The 16,555-nt window shown below is 73.7% G+C and carries 12 protein-coding genes; 4 read left to right on the top strand and 8 right to left on the bottom strand.

Going from position 1 to position 16,555, the window contains the following annotated elements; genetic code table 11:
* Positions 1-141 precede the first annotated feature (141 nt).
* The gene (locus ACWEGE_RS17000; protein ID WP_449661390.1) at positions 142-279 is read left to right on the top strand and encodes a hypothetical protein; all 138 of its coding nucleotides are present in this window, start codon (positions 142-144) and stop codon (positions 277-279) included.
* A 38-nt stretch (positions 280-317) separates the two neighbouring features.
* Positions 318-1,418 (top strand): ThiF family adenylyltransferase, encoded by a 1,101-nt coding sequence (locus tag ACWEGE_RS16995; RefSeq protein WP_449661389.1) that lies wholly within the window; start codon positions 318-320, stop codon positions 1,416-1,418.
* A 30-nt stretch (positions 1,419-1,448) separates the two neighbouring features.
* Here the strand turns inward: ACWEGE_RS16995 and ACWEGE_RS16990 are convergent, their stop codons facing one another.
* The 4 genes from ACWEGE_RS16990 to ACWEGE_RS16975 form a co-directional block, all read right to left on the bottom strand.
* Positions 1,449-3,605 (bottom strand): tetratricopeptide repeat protein, encoded by a 2,157-nt coding sequence (locus tag ACWEGE_RS16990; RefSeq protein ID WP_449661388.1) that lies wholly within the window; start codon positions 3,603-3,605, stop codon positions 1,449-1,451.
* Between the two features lie 255 nt (positions 3,606-3,860).
* Complete coding sequence (locus ACWEGE_RS16985) at positions 3,861-5,477, bottom strand: FAD-binding oxidoreductase (RefSeq protein ID WP_449661387.1); 1,617 nt, start codon at positions 5,475-5,477, stop codon at positions 3,861-3,863.
* Positions 5,478-5,633: 156 nt separating this feature from the next.
* Positions 5,634-6,263, bottom strand: a complete 630-nt coding sequence (locus ACWEGE_RS16980; protein WP_449661386.1) for a response regulator — start codon at positions 6,261-6,263, stop codon at positions 5,634-5,636.
* On the bottom strand, positions 6,260-7,540 hold the full coding sequence (locus ACWEGE_RS16975) for a sensor histidine kinase (protein ID WP_449661385.1): 1,281 nt from the start codon (positions 7,538-7,540) through the stop codon (positions 6,260-6,262). Before ACWEGE_RS16975 ends, ACWEGE_RS16980 begins: the two co-directional genes overlap by 4 nt.
* 177 nt (positions 7,541-7,717) lie before the next feature.
* Here ACWEGE_RS16975 and ACWEGE_RS16970 point away from each other — a divergent pair, with 177 nt between their 5' ends.
* Positions 7,718-8,818 (top strand): hypothetical protein, encoded by a 1,101-nt coding sequence (locus ACWEGE_RS16970; RefSeq protein WP_449661384.1) that lies wholly within the window; start codon positions 7,718-7,720, stop codon positions 8,816-8,818.
* Positions 8,819-8,920: 102 nt separating this feature from the next.
* Here the strand turns inward: ACWEGE_RS16970 and ACWEGE_RS16965 are convergent, their stop codons facing one another.
* A complete protein-coding gene (locus ACWEGE_RS16965; RefSeq protein ID WP_449661383.1) occupies positions 8,921-10,558 on the bottom strand; it encodes a vWA domain-containing protein in 1,638 nt (545 codons plus the stop codon).
* A gap of 169 nt (positions 10,559-10,727) precedes the next feature.
* Between ACWEGE_RS16965 and ACWEGE_RS16960 the strand changes: the two genes are divergently transcribed.
* Positions 10,728-13,730 carry an AfsR/SARP family transcriptional regulator gene (locus tag ACWEGE_RS16960; RefSeq protein ID WP_449661382.1) on the top strand — a complete coding sequence of 1,001 codons (3,003 nt, stop codon included), beginning with the start codon at positions 10,728-10,730 and terminating at the stop codon, positions 13,728-13,730.
* Here ACWEGE_RS16960 and ACWEGE_RS16955 read toward each other — a convergent pair.
* From ACWEGE_RS16955 to ACWEGE_RS16945, 3 genes are all read right to left on the bottom strand, one after another.
* The gene (locus ACWEGE_RS16955; protein WP_449661381.1) at positions 13,714-14,508 is read right to left on the bottom strand and encodes a Calx-beta domain-containing protein; all 795 of its coding nucleotides are present in this window, start codon (positions 14,506-14,508) and stop codon (positions 13,714-13,716) included. The genes ACWEGE_RS16960 and ACWEGE_RS16955 overlap by 17 nt on opposite strands.
* Positions 14,509-14,611: 103 nt before the next feature.
* Positions 14,612-15,943: a TolB family protein gene (locus ACWEGE_RS16950; RefSeq protein ID WP_449661380.1), complete on the bottom strand. Its 1,332-nt coding sequence runs from the start codon at positions 15,941-15,943 to the stop codon at positions 14,612-14,614.
* 35 nt (positions 15,944-15,978) lie between these two features.
* On the bottom strand, positions 15,979-16,551 hold the full coding sequence (locus tag ACWEGE_RS16945) for an RICIN domain-containing protein (protein WP_449661379.1): 573 nt from the start codon (positions 16,549-16,551) through the stop codon (positions 15,979-15,981).
* Positions 16,552-16,555 lie beyond the last annotated feature (4 nt).

Raw genomic sequence — 16,555 nt, 5'->3', positions numbered from 1 at the left:
ATTTCACCACCCGGAAAAGCACGAATTCCGCACTGCGGTGCGCGATGCAGCCGCTCGACCGGCAGGGGCGGTGACCGGCACCGTGGACGCTCACCACTGCTGCCCGCCGGACCCCGGCGGCCCGGACCAGCGCCACTGTTTGTGGTCCACGACCCCGATGGCAGGCAGGCGCGCCGGAGCCGTCGCCCCCACCAGGGAAAGGAGGTGGTGGCGGTGATCGAGTTCCTCGAGTCCGAGCAGCAGATGAAGTTCTGCAACAAGACCAGCAACAAGACGTGAGCGGGACCGGCAACACCACGGTGAGCGGAGGAAGTGTCGTGTATCGCCCCCGAATCAAGTCGAAGCACCAGCCGGTGCGGCTCGGTACCGGTCAGGTCCGGATCGGCGGGACGGTCCCGGGAATCGCGACGCGCCTCTCGGACCCGGACGGCTGGGTGTGGGCGCTGCTCGGCGCCCTCGACGGCACGCGGACGGTGGACCAGGTCGTCACCGAGCTGGCCCACCGCTTCCCGGACAGACCCGTGGCCGACGTGACCCATGAGGTCGTCGGTGATCTGGGGGCGCTGATCCGGGCCGGGTACGTGGAGAACGCTGCCGAGGCCGCGCCGCCGGCGTTGTCGGACCGCGAGCGGCAACGCTACGGCCGCAGCCGGGAACTGTTCCGGTGGATGGCGCGGACCGGCCGCCGCTCGAGCTGGGACACCCAGCTGCTGCTGCGCCAGGCGCGGGTCGTCGTCATCGGGGTCGGTGGCACGGGCAGCACCGCCGCGTTGGACCTCGCGCTGTCGGGCGTCGGCGAGCTGCACTGCGTGGAACCGGACGTGGTGGAGCTGTCGAACCTCGCCCGTCAGATCCTGTTCACCGAACACGATCTGGGCCGGCCGAAAGTGGACGCGGCGGTGCGGGAACTGCGGGCGCGCAACTCCGACGTCAGGATCACCGGAGAGGCGCTGACGATCACCGGCCCGGCGCAGCTGCTCGCGCTGGCGGCGCGGTTCGACCTCGTCGTCCTGGCCGCGGACCAGCCGGCGGAAATCCGGACCTGGACCAACCGGGCGTGCCGGGCGACGGGCACCGCGTGGGTGCACGCCGGCTACCACGGCCCGCAGATCAACTACGGCCTGTACCGGCCGGGCACCGGGCCGTGCCACGAATGCATCGAAACCGCGGAACGGGAGCACCACACCGAAGTGGCACCGGCCGGCGGGTGGGACCGGATCCAGGCAGGCAACGCCGTGTCGGCCGGGGTGTCCGGAAACCTGGCGGCGCACGCCGCGATGAGCCTGCTCACCGGCGTCCCGGCGCTGCCGGCCAACCGGGAGTACGCGTTCAACCTCGTCACCCTCGACGGTGATGCGGTGTCCACGCTCGACGTGCCGCGACCGGACTGCCCGGCCTGCGGGCCGCACCCCGCCTGAACCGGCTCCCGCCGTCGACCGCCGTCCCGGTCAGCGGCGGGGGCCGGTGGCGATCCTGGCTTCCAGCTCGGTCAGCCGCCGGCGCGTCTGGGCGGCGCGCGGGTCCTCCAGCTCGGTCAGCACCGTGCTCGCCTCCCCCAGCGCCTGCGCCGCGGCGGGCAGGTCACCGAGGCACTCCAGCGACGCGGCCAGGGGCAGGAAGGCGTCGGCCAGGTCGACGCCGGTGTAGCCGAGTGTCCGGTAGCCGGCGATCGCCTGCCGGCACAGGCCGGCCGCGGTGTCGTGCCGGCCCAGGCCCTGCCAGGCCAGCGCCATGTCGACCAGAGCGCCGGCCTCCCCGACCGGGTCCCCGGCCCGGCGCCGCAACTCCCCGCCCCGCTCGGCGTACTCGAGCGCCCGGTCGAACTCCCCCAGCTGCACACTGAGCCAGCTGAGGTTGCACAGCGCCACGGCTTCGGACCGGGTCAGCCCCGACTCGGCGGCCACTTCCGACGACCGCCGGTAACACTCCTGCGCCTCGCGGAACCGGCCCTGTTCGCACCGGATCCGGCCCAGCCCGGACGAGGCGGAAACCCGGCAGTCGGGATCGTGGAGTTCGTCCGCCAGGAGCAGGATGCGGGTGATGGCGGCTTCGGCCTCCGCCAACCGCCCGATCCGGCACAGCGTGTCGGCCTGCACGTCCAGCAGCAGGACCTCCACGCCCCGGTTTCCCGTGGCGGCCGCGGAGGCCACCCCCGCGGCGGTGGCCTCCAGGTGCAGCGCCGACCACGCGGCGCCGCCGGCCGCCAGGAACCGGCACGACACGGCCAGGGCCATCGTCAAGCCGTCCAGCCCGGCCGCGGCCGCGCAGCGGACCGCGGCGGCCAGGTTCGCGTGCTCGCGCTGCAGCCACGCGAGTGCCTCGTCCCGGTCGGCGAACCCGACCTCGGGCCCGCCCGCGGCGACCTCGTCCGGGACGGCACCCGACAGTGCGGGAAGCGCAGCCCGGTCGGCCTTCTGCGCGACGCGCGCGTACCAGGCCAGGACCTTTTCCAGCGCCTTCCGGCGCCGGTGGGGCGGGTCGTCGCGTTCGGCGCGGTACCCGGCGTAGGCGTGCAGCAAGTCGTGCATCCGGTACCGCCTGCGCCCCACCGGCTCCACCAGGTGCAGCTCGGCCAGGTTTTCCAAACACCGGTAGGCGTCCCCCGGATCGAGCCCGGTGAGCGCGGCGGCCGCGTCCGCCCCGAATTCCGGGCCCGGGTGCAGCCCCAGCCTCCGCAGCACGCGGGCCTGCTGCGCCGGCAGCTGGTCGTAGGACCAGTCGAACACCGAACGCACCGCATCGGCCACCAGTCCGTCGGCACCGGGCGGGTCCCCGGGAGCGGCTGCCTGGTCGTTGCCGATGTCGGCAGCGATGTCGGCGAGCGCGTACCGCGGGCGGGCGGCGGCGCGGGTCGCGGCCACCCGCACGGCCAGCGGCAGCCCACCGCACAACCGGACCAGCTCGGCCGCCGCGGACGGTTCCCCGTCGGCCCGGGCCGGTCCGACGATCTTCCGCAGCAGGACCAGGGACTCGCTCGCGGTGAACAGACCGAGGCCGACCCGGTGCGCGGCCGCCGACACGGCCAGGTCGGCAAGACCGGCGCGGCTGGTGACCACGGCCATGCAGCCGGGCGTGCCCGGCAGCAGCGGCCACACCTGCTCGGCGTCACCCGCGTTGTCCAGCACCACCAGCACCCGCCGCCCGGCCAGCACCGACCGGAACAACCCCGCCTGCGCGTCCAGCCCCACCGGGATCTGCGCCTCCGGCACCCCGAAGGCGGACAGGAACGACCCGAGAACGACCTCCGGCGCCAGCGGAGCACTCGGGCCGTAGCCGCGCAGGTTGACGAACAACGTCCCGGCCGGGAACCGCTCCTGCACCCGATGAGCCCAGTGCACGACCAGGGTGGTTTTCCCACCACCACCGGTCCCGTCCACCACGGCCACCACGGCGGTGTGGTCGACCTCCGGCAGAAGCGCATCCAGCGCGCCGAGCTGCTCTTCTCGCCCGGTGAAGTCCCGCAGCCCGACGGGCAGCTGCCGCGGCGCCGGCAGCGGCTCCCGCCGCGGCGAGGGCAGGACCACGTGCTGGATGCTGCCCGCCTGGACCACGGAGCCGGCCACGCTGCCGCTGATCGCGTTCCCCACACTCTGACTGCCGGTCACATGTCGCAGTTTCCCGCGGTCACACCGCCTGCACGACCCCGTACCCCGATCTCACCCCGATGGACCACGCCCTACCGGGAATTCCGGAATTCCTCACGGTCGCTGCTGTGGATCGTCTTCGTTGCCGGGCAGTGGCCGGGCAAGGAGCACTGGGAGGTCTACCCGGTGAAGGCCGACTCGGCGACGTCCGGCACCCACGGCGACGATCTCCCCGGACCGGCGAAGCGGGGCCGGGTCACGCGATGGTGGGCAGTGCTACCGCACCGGCGGTTCCACCGACAGGGCGTGCCGGAAGACGCCCCGCGGGTCCCAGCGGGCCTTGACCTGCTGGAGCCGGGGGTAGTTGTCCTTGTAGTACAGCGTGTGCGCCGGCACGCCGGAGGTGTTCCACGCCGGGTCCGCCAGGTCGGTGTCGGGGTAGTTGATGTAGGAACCGTCGTTGACGTCGCCGGGCACCGGCACCCCGCCGGTGTCGGCGTACACGTCGCGGTAGAAGCTGCGGATCCAGGAAAGGTTGGCCGCGTCGTCGGCCTCCTCGGCCCACGCCGTCTGGTAGACGGCTTTCATCACCGCGTCGCGTTGGGCCACGGCGGTGGCACCCGGCGGCGTCGCGTTCACCTGGCCGCCGTAGCCGACGAGCAGCAGGCCGGACTCCGCGCCGCCGGCGGAGTCCGTCAGGTGGCGGTGGACGACCGCGAGCTGCCGGTCGGTCAGCGACCGGCGCAGGTAGCCGGCCTTGAGCTTGAACCGGCGGGTGGCCGCGTCGCCCAGCTCGCCCGTGCCCGGCCAGGTCGTCTTGTGCAGCCACGGCAGTGTCCGCCGCAGGTCCGCGATCGGCCGGACGCTGGTGCCGTCGGTCACGGCGGTCACGAAATCGGTCACCACGCCGTCCGCGCCGGGCAGGTCCGCGTCGACCTGCCCGACGACCGAGAAGTACCCGGCGTTGCGGTGCTGCGCCAGGAAGAGCCCGAACAGACCGGCCGAGCGCGAGCCCGGCGCACTGTTGTGCTCGTGCCAGACGCCGAAGTTGCGCATGAGCGTGGTGAACACCTGCTCGGTCATCCCCGCCCAGGGCCAGGCGAGCACGCACTCCAGCATCCGCCGCGGCGAGGCCGGCAGCAGCCGGGCCGGGTCGCCGGTGGCGCCGGGCGAGCGCAGCCAGTACCGGGTGACCACCCCGAAGTTGCCGCCGCCTCCCCCGGTGTGTGCCCACCAGAGGTCCCGGTGCGGGTCGTCCGGCTCCCGGGTGGCGGTCACCGCCCGGACCGTGCCGTCCCGGTCGGCCACCACGACCTCCACGCCGTACAGGTGGTCCACCACCGAGCCGTACCGGCGCGACAGGGTTCCGTACCCGCCGCCCGCGAAGTGCCCGCCGGCGCCCACCCCCGGGCAGCCGCCACCGGGAATCGTCACGCCCCAGCCCTTGAACAGCGCCCGGTACACCTGTCCGAGCGTGGCTCCCGGTTGCACCGAGAACGCGCGCTTGCCGGCGTCGTAACCGACCTCGTCCATGGCCGAGAGGTCGAGCAGCACCCGCACCGCCGGGTCGGTCGTGAAGTTCTCGAAGCAGTGGCCACCGCTGCGCACCGCGACCCGTTGCCCGGCCCGCACCGCTTCGGCCACCGCACGCACCACCTGATCGGCCGAGCTCACCACCCGGATCTCGTCCGGCCGTCCCACGTGCCGGAAGTTGTTGCCGCGCACCAGGCTCTCGTACCGCGGATCGCCCGGCCGGATCTTCACCGGCCCGGACGCCGGCGGCTCGGTGGCCGCCCGCGCGGGTACCCCGGCGGCCAGCGTGGCGCCGGCCGCGGCACCCGCACCGGCGAGCAGCACCCGACGACTGACCTGGTTGCGTTCCGATCGGCTCATCCGCGATCCCTTCCGGCTCCGGTTCACTGGCACGCACACCGTCCCAGCACCGGTACCGGGCCCACATCGCCCGATCCGAAGGCCGGCGGTGGAAACCCGGTCCACCGGACGGCCAAGCCGCATCCACCGATCGGCTGATGCGGTGCACCTCGGCCGTCAGTCCCGCGGGGTCAGGTAGCCGCGGGAGAACGCGGCGGCCACGGCGGCGGCCCGGTCGTTGACGCCCAGCTTCGCGTACACGTGCAGCAGGTGCGTCTTGACCGTCGTCTCGCTGATGAACAGCCGCTTCGCCGCCTCGCGGTTCGTCGAGCCCTCGGCGATCAGCTCCAGCACCTCCAGCTCCCGCCGGGACAGCGGTGCCGACGCCGGTTTGCGCACCTGTCCCAGGAGCCGGGTCGCGACGGCGGGGGAAAGCACCGCCTGCCCGCGCGCGGCGGCCTCCACCGCGCGGACCAGCTCCGCCCTCGTCGCCTCTTTGAGCAGGTAGCCGGTGGCGCCCGCTTCGATGGCCGGCAGGACGTGGCTGTCCGTGTCGTACGTGGTGAGCACCAGCACCCGTGCCGGGATCCCGCGCCGCGCCAGCTCCTTGATGGCGGTGACCCCGTCGGTCCCGGGCATCCGCAGGTCCATCAGGATCACGTCGGGGCGCAGCCGCTCGGCGGCCGAAAGCGCCTCGGCGCCGTCACCGGCTTCGCCGACCACCTCGAAGCGCGGATCGGCGCCGAACATGCCCCGCAGGCCGTCCCGCACCACCGGGTGGTCGTCGACGATCAGCAGGGAAATCACCATTCGCTCCCCACGGGGATCGCCGGCACCGTCACGGTGATCGCGGTACCCCCGCCCGGCTCGGACTCGACGTCCAGCCGCCCCGCCAGCAGCCGCACCCGCTGCCGCATGCCGGCGAGCCCGAAGCCCCCGTCCGCGGAGCGGGCGGCGCGATCGCGGCCGGGCGGGAAACCCGTTCCGTCGTCCAGCACGTCGAGTGTCACCACGTCCTCCATGTACGACAGGGTCAGGGCGACCCGGCTGGCCCGCGCGTGCTTGGCGACGTTGGCGAGCGCCTCCTGCGCGGTCCGCAACAGGGTCACTTCGACGTCGGTGTGCAGCGGCCGGGCGTCGCCGGTCGTGGTCAGCACCGCCTCGACGCGGTTCACCTCCGACCAGCGTCCGGCCACGTCGCCGATCGCGTCCGGGAGGCGCGCCCGCGCCAGTTCGGCCGGTCCCACCGCGTGCACCGTCCGGCGGGCCTCGGTGAGGCTGTCGCGGGCCAGGTCCATCGCGTTCGCCACGTGCCGGCGCGCCACCGCCGGTTCGTCCGGCGCCTGCTCGGCGGCCTGGAGCTGGGTGAGGATGCCGGCCAGCCCCTGTGCGAGGGTGTCGTGGATTTCCCGCGCCATCCGCTGCCGCTCGTCGAGCACGCCGGCCTCGCGGGCCCGCACCAGCAGCCGAGCGTGCAGGCGCGCGTTCTCCGCCAGCGCGGTCTCCAGTTCGGCGTTGGCCTTGTGCAGCTCGGCCAGCGCCCGCTTCTGCCGGTGGTTGCGCCGATCGGACATGACGTCGGCGTGGAAGGCCAGGGTGGCCATCACCGTGGTGAGCACGCTGACGGCAGGCCACCTCCACCACGCGTCGGCCGTGATGTCGGCGGCGCCGCCCACGTAGGAGACCGCCGAAACCGCGGACGTGGCGGCCACGCCGACGTACCGCCACCGGCCCTTCAGGTACTGGGAGGCGTGCACGTAGCCGATGAAGGCGAAGAAGCCGAACCACGGCGTGAGCACCACCAGGCAGGCGGTCAAGCCCACGAGCCCCGTGTAATAGAAGCCCATCAGCGGGCCGTTTCCGTGCAGCTCCGGGTGCAACGTGTGGAACCACAGGACCCACGTGGTCAGCAGAGCGCAGAGCCCGAGCACCCACGCCAGGTGCACCTGCGCGTTCCAGAGCGGCTGCAACAGGGTCAGCACGACGCTGACCGCCAGCAACGGGTACGGGAGCACGTTCAGGACCGCGGTCTCCTTGCGCTCCCAGCGGTCGAACTCCTCGCGCAACTCGGCCTCGACGCTCACGACCTGCTCCCAGCGGAAGGATTTCCCGGCCGGGACCGCCCTTCCCGGCGCCACGGCCGGGCGCAACGGCTCCGGCCGTGTGTCCCGCCATGGTCGCACGCGTTCGACGAAGTCCGGGGCTCGGCCGGGCCGGCCGAGGTAGCCTTGCGCCCAGGGTCCCGATCGAGGGAGATGCCGGTGGACGTTTCCTCAGCGGTTCCCGAACAGCTGCGCCCGGTGGTGACGACGTCGTCCGGGACCGTGCGGGTGGTGTTCGTGCCGCGAGTGACGCGCCTGCTGGCCAAGACGTGGGCCGGCAGCCTGGCCATCCCGTTCGCGGTGGCGGGCCCGCTGCTCGTCGCCGTCGTCCTGCCACTGGTCGCCGTCTTCTTCGGCTGGGCCGCGATGTGGCACACCGCCCTGGTGCTCGGCTGCGTCCTCGCCGCCCTCGGGCTGGTGCTGTCGGTCGCCATGCCGTGGAGCCTGCGTTCCGAAGCGCGGTGGGTCGAGCTGAACCCCCGGGAGCGCCCGGCGCAGGTGCTCGTCAAACGGGTGTCCGGGGCCACGCGGACCGGTGCGTTGCGGTCGATCGCCGTCATCGAACACGTGAAGCTCGCCGAACCCGCCGGTGTCGAACTGGAACTGCGCACGGCGGACGAGACCGTCCAGGGTGCGGAGCGGCTCGAGGTGGACGCCCGGACCCTGGCGGACTGGCTGGGCAGCCTGCCCGGCGTCGAGGTCGAACACCGGAAGGTCGTCGACCGGGTGAACCCGACCCGCGACCGCTGGTGGCGGCGCCCGCAGGTCGCGGCGGTGTGGCAGGTACCCGCCGACGCCGTCCCCGTGATCGCGGGCGAACTCGGCGTCCGGTGCGACGCCTTCGTGCCGCGGGCCGCAGCCATGAGCGGGAACACCCGGGCCATCGACGTCTACGACCCGGACGACGTCCAGGAGATCACCGGCGGGCTCTCCCGCGAAACCGTCGCGGCGTTCATGCTGCGCCGGCTGACGAGCTTCACGCGTGAGGCGAGGCTGCCCGCCGGCGACGACCCGCTGCTCCACCTCGTCGAGGACGCCGAACTCGCCGAGCGGTACCGCACCGCGCTGCAGCATCTCCGCGATCCGGGCACGGAAGCCGACCCGGCCGTCACGTTCGCGCAGTACTCGCTGTGCCAAGCGGTGCGCGGTGAGCCCGTTCCGGCCGCGGGGCCACCACAATGGACAGCACCGCCCGACTTCGAAGCGGTCCTCGCGGCCGCGATGGCCGCCCCGTTTCCCAGGACGACCCGGTACGCCTGAACGAGCGGCAGCATCACCGGTCGGAGCCCGGGTCGGGGCCCGGACCGGCGCGCACCGGGCGGCCACCTCGCCCCCGGGCCGAGGTGGCCGCCCGGCTCCGGGCTAACCCTCGGCCGACAGCTGGAACTCGACGCCGCCGAGGTCCTCGTCACCGGTGGACTGGGAGACGCGGACGACGAAGTCCGTGCCCGCCGCCGCGTCCGCGGCCGTGAACGTCACCGCCGTCTCCAAACGCTCCTTCGGCTGGATCAGCAGGCCCTGCAACACCGCCTGCCGGCCGTCGGTGATCTCGACCTGCGTCTCCCCCACCGGGCGCACGCCGGTGCCCTTCTGGCCGCTCTGGCGCCAGCGCTCGGCCAGCACCTTGCCGAGGTCGACCACCACCTTGCCGGGACCGCCCGCGAACGGCTTGCCGGGCTGGGTGAAGAGCAGGTCGGTCGGGGTGGGCCGGTCCGCGGCCGGGTTGCCGAGGGTGAACGGGTGCGTCACCGGCGTGCCGGGCCTCAGCTTGACCGAGTCCACGTTGCGCCACGCGATGTTGTTGTTGTTCCGCGTGTTGACCAGCGTGTTCGAACCGGGCAGCTCGGGGAAGGTCATCGGGTCGGTCGCCGAGATCCACCGGGCGAGCAGGCAGAAGTGGCCCGGTCCGGGCACCGGGGCCCACGGGATCGTCACCTGGGTGGTGCCCGCCGGCACGGTCACCGTCGGCGAGGACCCGATCGCGGTCCAGTCCACCGGCCACAGCGCCGCCCCGCCCTGCGCGGTGTAGGAGACCTCGACGTGACCGGTCGACGCGCCGGACCCGCCCGGGCCCGGGTTGTTCAGCGTGACGACCACGTAGCTCGTCGCGCCGACGACCGGGTTGGTGCCCGCGCACGGCGGCGGCGACGCGCACACCTTGATGTCCGGGCTCGTCCAGATCGGGTTCAGGCCGTGCGGCGCGACGCCGGTGTCGGCCGGCGCGTCCTTGATGAACACGTCGGTCTTCCGGCAGTTCTTGAGCGCGTCGAGGATCGCCGCGCCCGCACCGGTGCCGTTGGCCGGCGTCGCCGCGTACGTGCCGCCGGTGGTGGTGGCGTAGTCCTGCATGATCGTCGAGATGCCGGGCAGCGCGGTCGTCTGGACGTAGACCGCCGAGACCTTGATGCCCTGGTTCGCCGCCTGCACCGCCCGCAGGTGGGCGTTGGCCTGGTCGGCCGCGGTGAAGGTGTCGTCGAAGCCGCCCGGGTGCGCGTCGGTCACCAGGATGACCATCTTCGTCGCGTTGCTGCGCCAGGTCCCGGAGAAGTTGCCGGTCTGCGGGCGCCCGGTCGCGGGCAGGTTGTTGACGGCGGTGTTGACCGCTTCGTCGGACGCTTCGGGCTCACCGGCGCCGCCCGCCGCGGTCAGCGCGTTGATCTGCGGGGTGACCACGGCCAGGTCGAGCGGTGCGAGGTCGGTCCGGACCGTGACGTCGTCCGTGAACGTGACGAGGCCGAGCTGGTAGTCGTTGCCGGAGTTGGCCTGCACGGCCGCGGCGATGTTGCCCAGCTCGCTCTTGATGTTGGTCAGCGCCGGGCCCATGCTGCCGGTGTCGTCGACGACGAACGCGACGTCGAGCGGCCCGCACGGCGAAGTGGGCTGCGGCGCGGCGGCCGGGGCCGCGGCCGCGGGGACCACGGGCAGGAAAGCGGCCGCGGCGGCGAACGCGAACGCGGCGGTCAACGGTCTGCGGCGCCGGGGCCGCGATCTGGTGTTCATCCGGTTTTCCCCTCACACGAGTCGGAACGGGTACTGCGAACCGAGCGTCACCGCGACCGGTTGTGAACCGGTTGTCGCCGCCCCCGGAGATCGGCTGGTTGGCTGTTTTCGCGCCCCTCCAAGCTGGTTACGCTCGCTGAGCGGTCGTGCCGCGCGGGAAGGAGCGGGCGTGTCCCACCCCGGGGAACTGCGCGTGCTGGGGCCGGTCGAAGCGATCGGCCCGGCCGGACCGGCGACCCTGCACGGGACGCGGCAGCGGGTGGTGCTCGGCGTGCTGGCGCTGCACGCGGGCACCGTGCTGCCGATCCCGCGGCTGGTCGACGTCCTGTGGGGCGAAGACCCGCCCCGCACCGCGGTCAAGACGCTGCACAGCCACGTCGCGCGGCTGCGCCAGGCGCTGGAAGGCTGCGGGTTCCCGGGTGTCCTGGTCACCCGCGAGCCGGGCTACCTGCTCACCGTCCCGCCGGTGACGGTCGACGCGCACCGCTTCGAGCAGCAGGTCCGCGCGGGCGCGGCCGACCTCGCGGCCGGCGCCGTCGAACGGGCGGCCGCCACCCTGCGCGCGGCGGTGACGCTCTGGCGCGGGGACGCCTTCGCCGACGCGGCGCCGTCCGGCTGGGGTCGGCGCGAGGTCGACCGGCTGCACGAACTGCGGCTGGGCGCGCTGGAAGACCTCTGGGACGCCGAACTGCGGCTCGGCCGGCACGAACAGGCCGTCCGCGAGCTGCCCCGGCTGCTCGCCGCCGCCCCGACCCGGGAACGGCTGACCGGGCTGCACATGCTCGCGCTCTACCGCTGCGGGCGGCACACCGACGCGCTCGACGCCTTCCAGCGGCTGCGGCGGCGCCTGGCCGACGAGCTCGGCGTCGACCCCGGCCCCGAACTCCTGGCCCGGCACACGGCGATCCTGCGGCGGGACCCCGCGCTGGACCTCCGCCCGGCCACGACCGGGCCCTCGCAGCTGCCCGCGGGGGTCGGGCACTTCACCGGACGCGAAGCCGAACTCGCGGCGCTCGACGCCGTGCTCGACGAACCCGAACGGCCGGTGGTGGTGGTCTCGGGCGCGGCGGGCATGGGCAAGACCGCGCTGGCGCTGCACTGGGCGCACCGGGTCGCGGCCCGCTTCCCGGACGGCCGGCTGTTCCTCGACCTGCGCGGCGAAGACCCGGACGAGCCGCTGCCGGGTGCGTGGGCGCTGACGCACCTGCTGCGCGGCCTCGACGTGCCCGAAGAGAACATCCCGGGCGACCAGGCCGGGCGCGCCGCGCTGTACCGGTCGCTGCTGCACGGGCGCCGGTGCCTGGTCGTGGTGGACAACGTCGCCGGCCTCGAGGACGTCCTGCCGCTGATCCCGGGCACCGGCCCGGCCCTGCTGCTCGTCACCAGCCGGCAGCACCTCGCCGCGCTGGGCACCCGCCACGCCGTGCGCCCGATCGCGTTGGACGCCTTCGGGCACGCCGACTCGGTCGCGCTGCTGGACCGGGTGCTGGGCGCCGAACGGGTGCGGCGCGAACGGGGCCCGGCCGCGCGGGTGGCGCGGCTGTGCGGCGGGATGCCGCTGGCGCTGCGCATCGCGGCCGCCCGGCTGGTGGGCGCGCCGAAGCGGCCGATCGCCGAGCTCGCCGCCGAGCTGGCCGGCGCCGGACGGCTGGAAACCCTGGCCGTGGAAGGGGATTCCCGCACCGTCCGGGCGGTGCTCACCACGGCCTACCGGCCACCGGACGCCGCGCAGGCCCGGTTCTTCCGCCGGGCCGCCCTCGGTCCGGGGGCCACGTTCAGCACCGCGCTCGGGGCCTCGCTCTGCCAGGTGCCGGGCGCCGACGGCGACCGCGCCGCGGCCGGGCTCGCCGCCGCGCACCTGGTCACGGCCGCCGGCGCGGCCCGGTTCCGGTTCCACGACCTGATCCGCGAGTTCGCGCGGCAGTGCGCGCGGGCCGACGAGCCCCCGGCCGCCCGCGCGGAGGTCGCCGACCGGCTCGTCGACTGGTACCTGGTGGCCGTGGCGGCGGCGAACCGGGCCATCGACCCGAACCGCGACCTGGTCACGCCGTCACCGCGGTTCGCCGCGCCGGACGTGCCGGTCGGCGCCGACCGGCACGCGGCGCTGACCTTCCTCACCGCCGAGCGCGCCAACCTGCTGCCGGTCGTGCGGTTCGCCCGCGAACACGGCCGGGCCGAGGCCGCGTGGCAGCTGACGTACCTGCTCACCAGCTTCTACGACACGGCGGGGCACTGGCACACCCGCGTCGAGCTGTGCCGCGAAGGCGCCGCCGCCGCGACCGGGCTCGGCGACCCGCTGGCCGAGGCGGAGATGCTGCGGGCGCTGGGGGTCGCGTACTTCATGACCCGGCGGCTGCCGGAGGCACTGGAGACCAACGCGGCCGCGCTGCGGACGGCGCAGGCCGCCGGGGACGTCCAGGGCGAAGGGCACATCCACAACAACACCGCCAACGCCTACGCCGAACTGCGCCGCTTCGACGAAGCCATTGCCGCGCACCGGCTCGCGGTGGCCCGCAACGCCGCGGCGGGCAACGACCTCGGGCACGCGCTCTCCCAGCGCAACCTCGGCCACACCTACGTCCGGATGGGCCGCGCCCCGGAAAGCCTGGCCCCGCTGACGGCGGCGCTGACGACGTTCCGCGCCCTGGGCAACGCCCGGCTGGAAGCCGCCACGCTCGACACCCTCGGCGAGGCGCACCTGCAGCGCGGGGACCACCAGGCGGCGCTGGCGCACCTCGGCCGGGCGCTCGCGGTCAGCCGGATGCTCGGCGACCGCTGGCTGGAGTGGGAGGCGCTGCTCGACACCGGCCGGGTCCACCTGGACCGGAGCGACTTCGCCACCGCGTCGGACTTCTTCGGGCAGGCCCTCGACCTCAGCCGCGACGTCGGCGACCGGCACGGCGAGGCGGCCGCGCTGGAGCACCTCGGGCGGGCCCGGCTCCGGGCGGGCGACCTGGCCGCCGCGCGCGAGCACCTGGAACGCGGGCTGGCCGTGCGGGCCACCGTCCCCGACGGCTACGAGCAGGCGCACCTGCACCGAGACCTCGGCGACCTGGAGGCGCGGCTCGGCCGGCCCGCGGACGCGGCCCGGCAGTGGGCCACGGCCGCCGCGTTGTACTCCCAGGCCAACGCGACGGCCGAGGCCCGCGAGGTGGCTAACCGCCGGGCTTGATCGTCACCTCCGCCCGCGCGTTCCCCAGCGTGCCGGCCGAGGTGGCGAACAGCTCCAGCACGAACCGCGACTCGCCCTGGCCGGGTTTGCCCTCCAGCAGCTCGACCTTGGCGCTGCCGCCGGACGCGCCGGACGGGATCGTCACCGTCGCGTCCTTGACCGGCACGTACGCCGGTTCGCCGGTGCCGAGCGGCAAGGTCCGGTAGTGCACGGTGACCGGCGCCTTGGCCGGGCCGCCGAGCCCGAGCCCGACCCCGACCGCGCAGACCCGCCAGCAGATCTTGCCGCCGTCGGTGGAGACCACGAGCGCGGGCCCGTCGGCGCCGTCGTCGTCGAGGATCCCGCCCGCGGCCAGGTCGTCGACCAGTACCAGGCCGACCGGATCGAACAGGCGCAGCAGAAACGGCTCGTTCGCCTCCCTGGCCGCGTCCTTGACGACCTGGACGGCGACGGTGCGCGAGCCGGAGTCACCGGTCCAGCTCAGCTGTCCCGCGGCGGGGACGTAGTCGGCCGGGCCGGTCGCGCCGGGCGAGCCGTCCTCGGTCTTGTAGGCGACCGAGCCGGTCGGCGCGCACCCCGCGGCCGCCGTGACGGACACGGTGAACGCGAACGTGGTGTAAGCCGGGCTCGGTTCCCCGGCGGCCGGGGTGCCCTCGTAGAGCGTCCGGTCGGCCACCGCCACCGACGCGGGCCCGCAGCCAGGGGCCGCCGCGCCCGCGGGCACCGCCGTTCCCTGGCCGAGCAGGAGCACGACCACTGCGAGCACCGCTGTTCTCATCGGAGTCCCCTTGCGTCCGGGCCCGCGGTGGAGCGCGCCACCCGGCATGCCTACCGCACCCCGGTTGCAGCAGGGTTGTGACCGGGGTGCGGCAGGCGGCGGCTCACCCGAGGTCGCGCACGTACACGTTGGGGGTCCACCTGTCCGTGCCGGTCGCGAAGTTCGTGGCGACGGACTGGAACGCCACGTGCTTGCCGTCGGCCGAGATCGACGGCGTCGCGGAGTCTCCGTTGCCCTCCGTGCCGTTCGTGGCGACGCTGGCCCGGGTCGTGGTCGCGGTGTCGCGGTCACGGACGAACACGTCCCCCACGCTGTTGCGGTCGAACGGCACGAGCCGCCACGCGAAGGAGTCGAACGCCGTGTAACGACCGTCGGCCGAGATCGACGGGCGGACGCCCTGGGTGGTGCCGAAGGGGTCCTCGGCGCCCGTGTAGAGGACGTTCAGCCGGGTGACCGTCGACGTCTGCCGGTCGACCAGGAAGTTGTCGACCTGGCCGTTGGTGTCTCCCGGGTTCGGCAGCAGGTTCCAGGCGGCCGACTGGTAGGCGACGTACCGCCCGTCGGCCGACATCGTGGCGAAGTTGCCGGCGCCTTGCCCTTGGTCACCGTGGGCGTTGACGCTCACCCGGTCGGTCAGCCCGGTCAGCTTGTCGTGCACGTAGACGTCGGTCGCCTGGTTCGTGTCGGTGCGCGTCAGGGCGGCGTCGGATTCGAAAGTGACGTAGCGGCCGTCGGCCGAGATCGACGGCCGCTGACTGGCCCGCGTGCCCTCGATGCTGCCCGAATCGACGCTGACCCGGATGGTGCGGTCGGTCTGCTGGTCGTACTCGAAAACGTCTTGGACACCGTTCGTGTCGCGGTCGACGAGGTTGCCGGCGTTGGAGTCGTAGGCGATGAACCGCCCGTCGGCCGAGATCGCCGGGTTGAAGCTGTTGCCGTTGCCCGCGGCACCCAGCAACCCGCCGCTGACCCGGCTCGTCCACCCGATCAGCCGGTCGTGGACGAACACGTCCCAGTTCAGGTTGGTGTCTCCCGGAGCCAGGTTGTTCGAGAACGACACGAACGCGACGTACCGGCCGTCGGCCGAAATGGACGGCGCCCAGCTGTCGCCGTTCCCCTGGACACCGTTGCGGTCGACGCTGACCCGGGTGGTCACCCCGGCCACCCGGTCCCGCACGAACACGTCGTCGACGCCGTTGGTGTCGCCGCCGACGAGGTTGCGCGCCGAAGACCGGAAGGCCACGTACCGTCCGTCGGCGGACACCGACGGCTCCCCGCTCGCCCCGGTGCCCGGCTTGCCGTCGACGCCGACGCTGATCAACGTGGTGGCGGCCGTGGTGGCGGCGGCCGCCGTGCCACCCGGCACCAGCGCCGCGGCGGTCGCGACGCACAGGGCGAACCCGACCGTGCCGCGGCCGGTTCTGTGACTTTTCATCATTGCCTTTCCGCTGGATAAAGGGAAAACATGGTTCACCGGGTCGGCAGGACCGGCTGGAACCGTTCGTTGACGAAGCCGTAGCAGGGGTTCTGCACCAGCCGGCGGTAGTTGTCGGTGTTGATGCCGTCCACCGAAAGGCACAGGCCGCTGTTGACGTTCTGGAACTCCGCGACGCCGTGGTAGTAGTCCCAGAGCATCCGCCACTGCTGGTTCGTGCCGACGAGGCAGGTGTACTGGACGATGGGGTTCCCCTGGTTCGTCCCGTAGGCGTAGTCGTCGAGGCACTTGCCGGTGCGCACGTTCTGCAGCCAGAACACGGCCGGGTCGTCCGTGGCCTGCCCCATCCGCCACCGCTGGTTGTTGCCGTAGTCGCAGGAAAGCTGGTCGACCGGGGCGAAGTCGTCGAGCCGCCCCTTGTCGACCTGCACGCACTTGGGGCCGCCGGTCCAGCTGCCCTCATTGGTCTGCCAGGCCCTTGCGTCGCCGCTCACCGGCGGGTAGATGGTCCGGTCGGCGTGGGCGGGCACGGCACCGGCCAGCACGAGGGCGGCGGTCGCGAGCGGAACCGGCACGGCGGTGCGGATCACGCGTGGTAGCTGAAGCATGCGC

Source organism: Amycolatopsis sp. NPDC004747, from assembly GCF_053601335.1.
The sequence above is the reverse complement of the archived record's forward strand: the minus strand, read 5'-3'. Positions and strand labels throughout refer to the sequence as shown.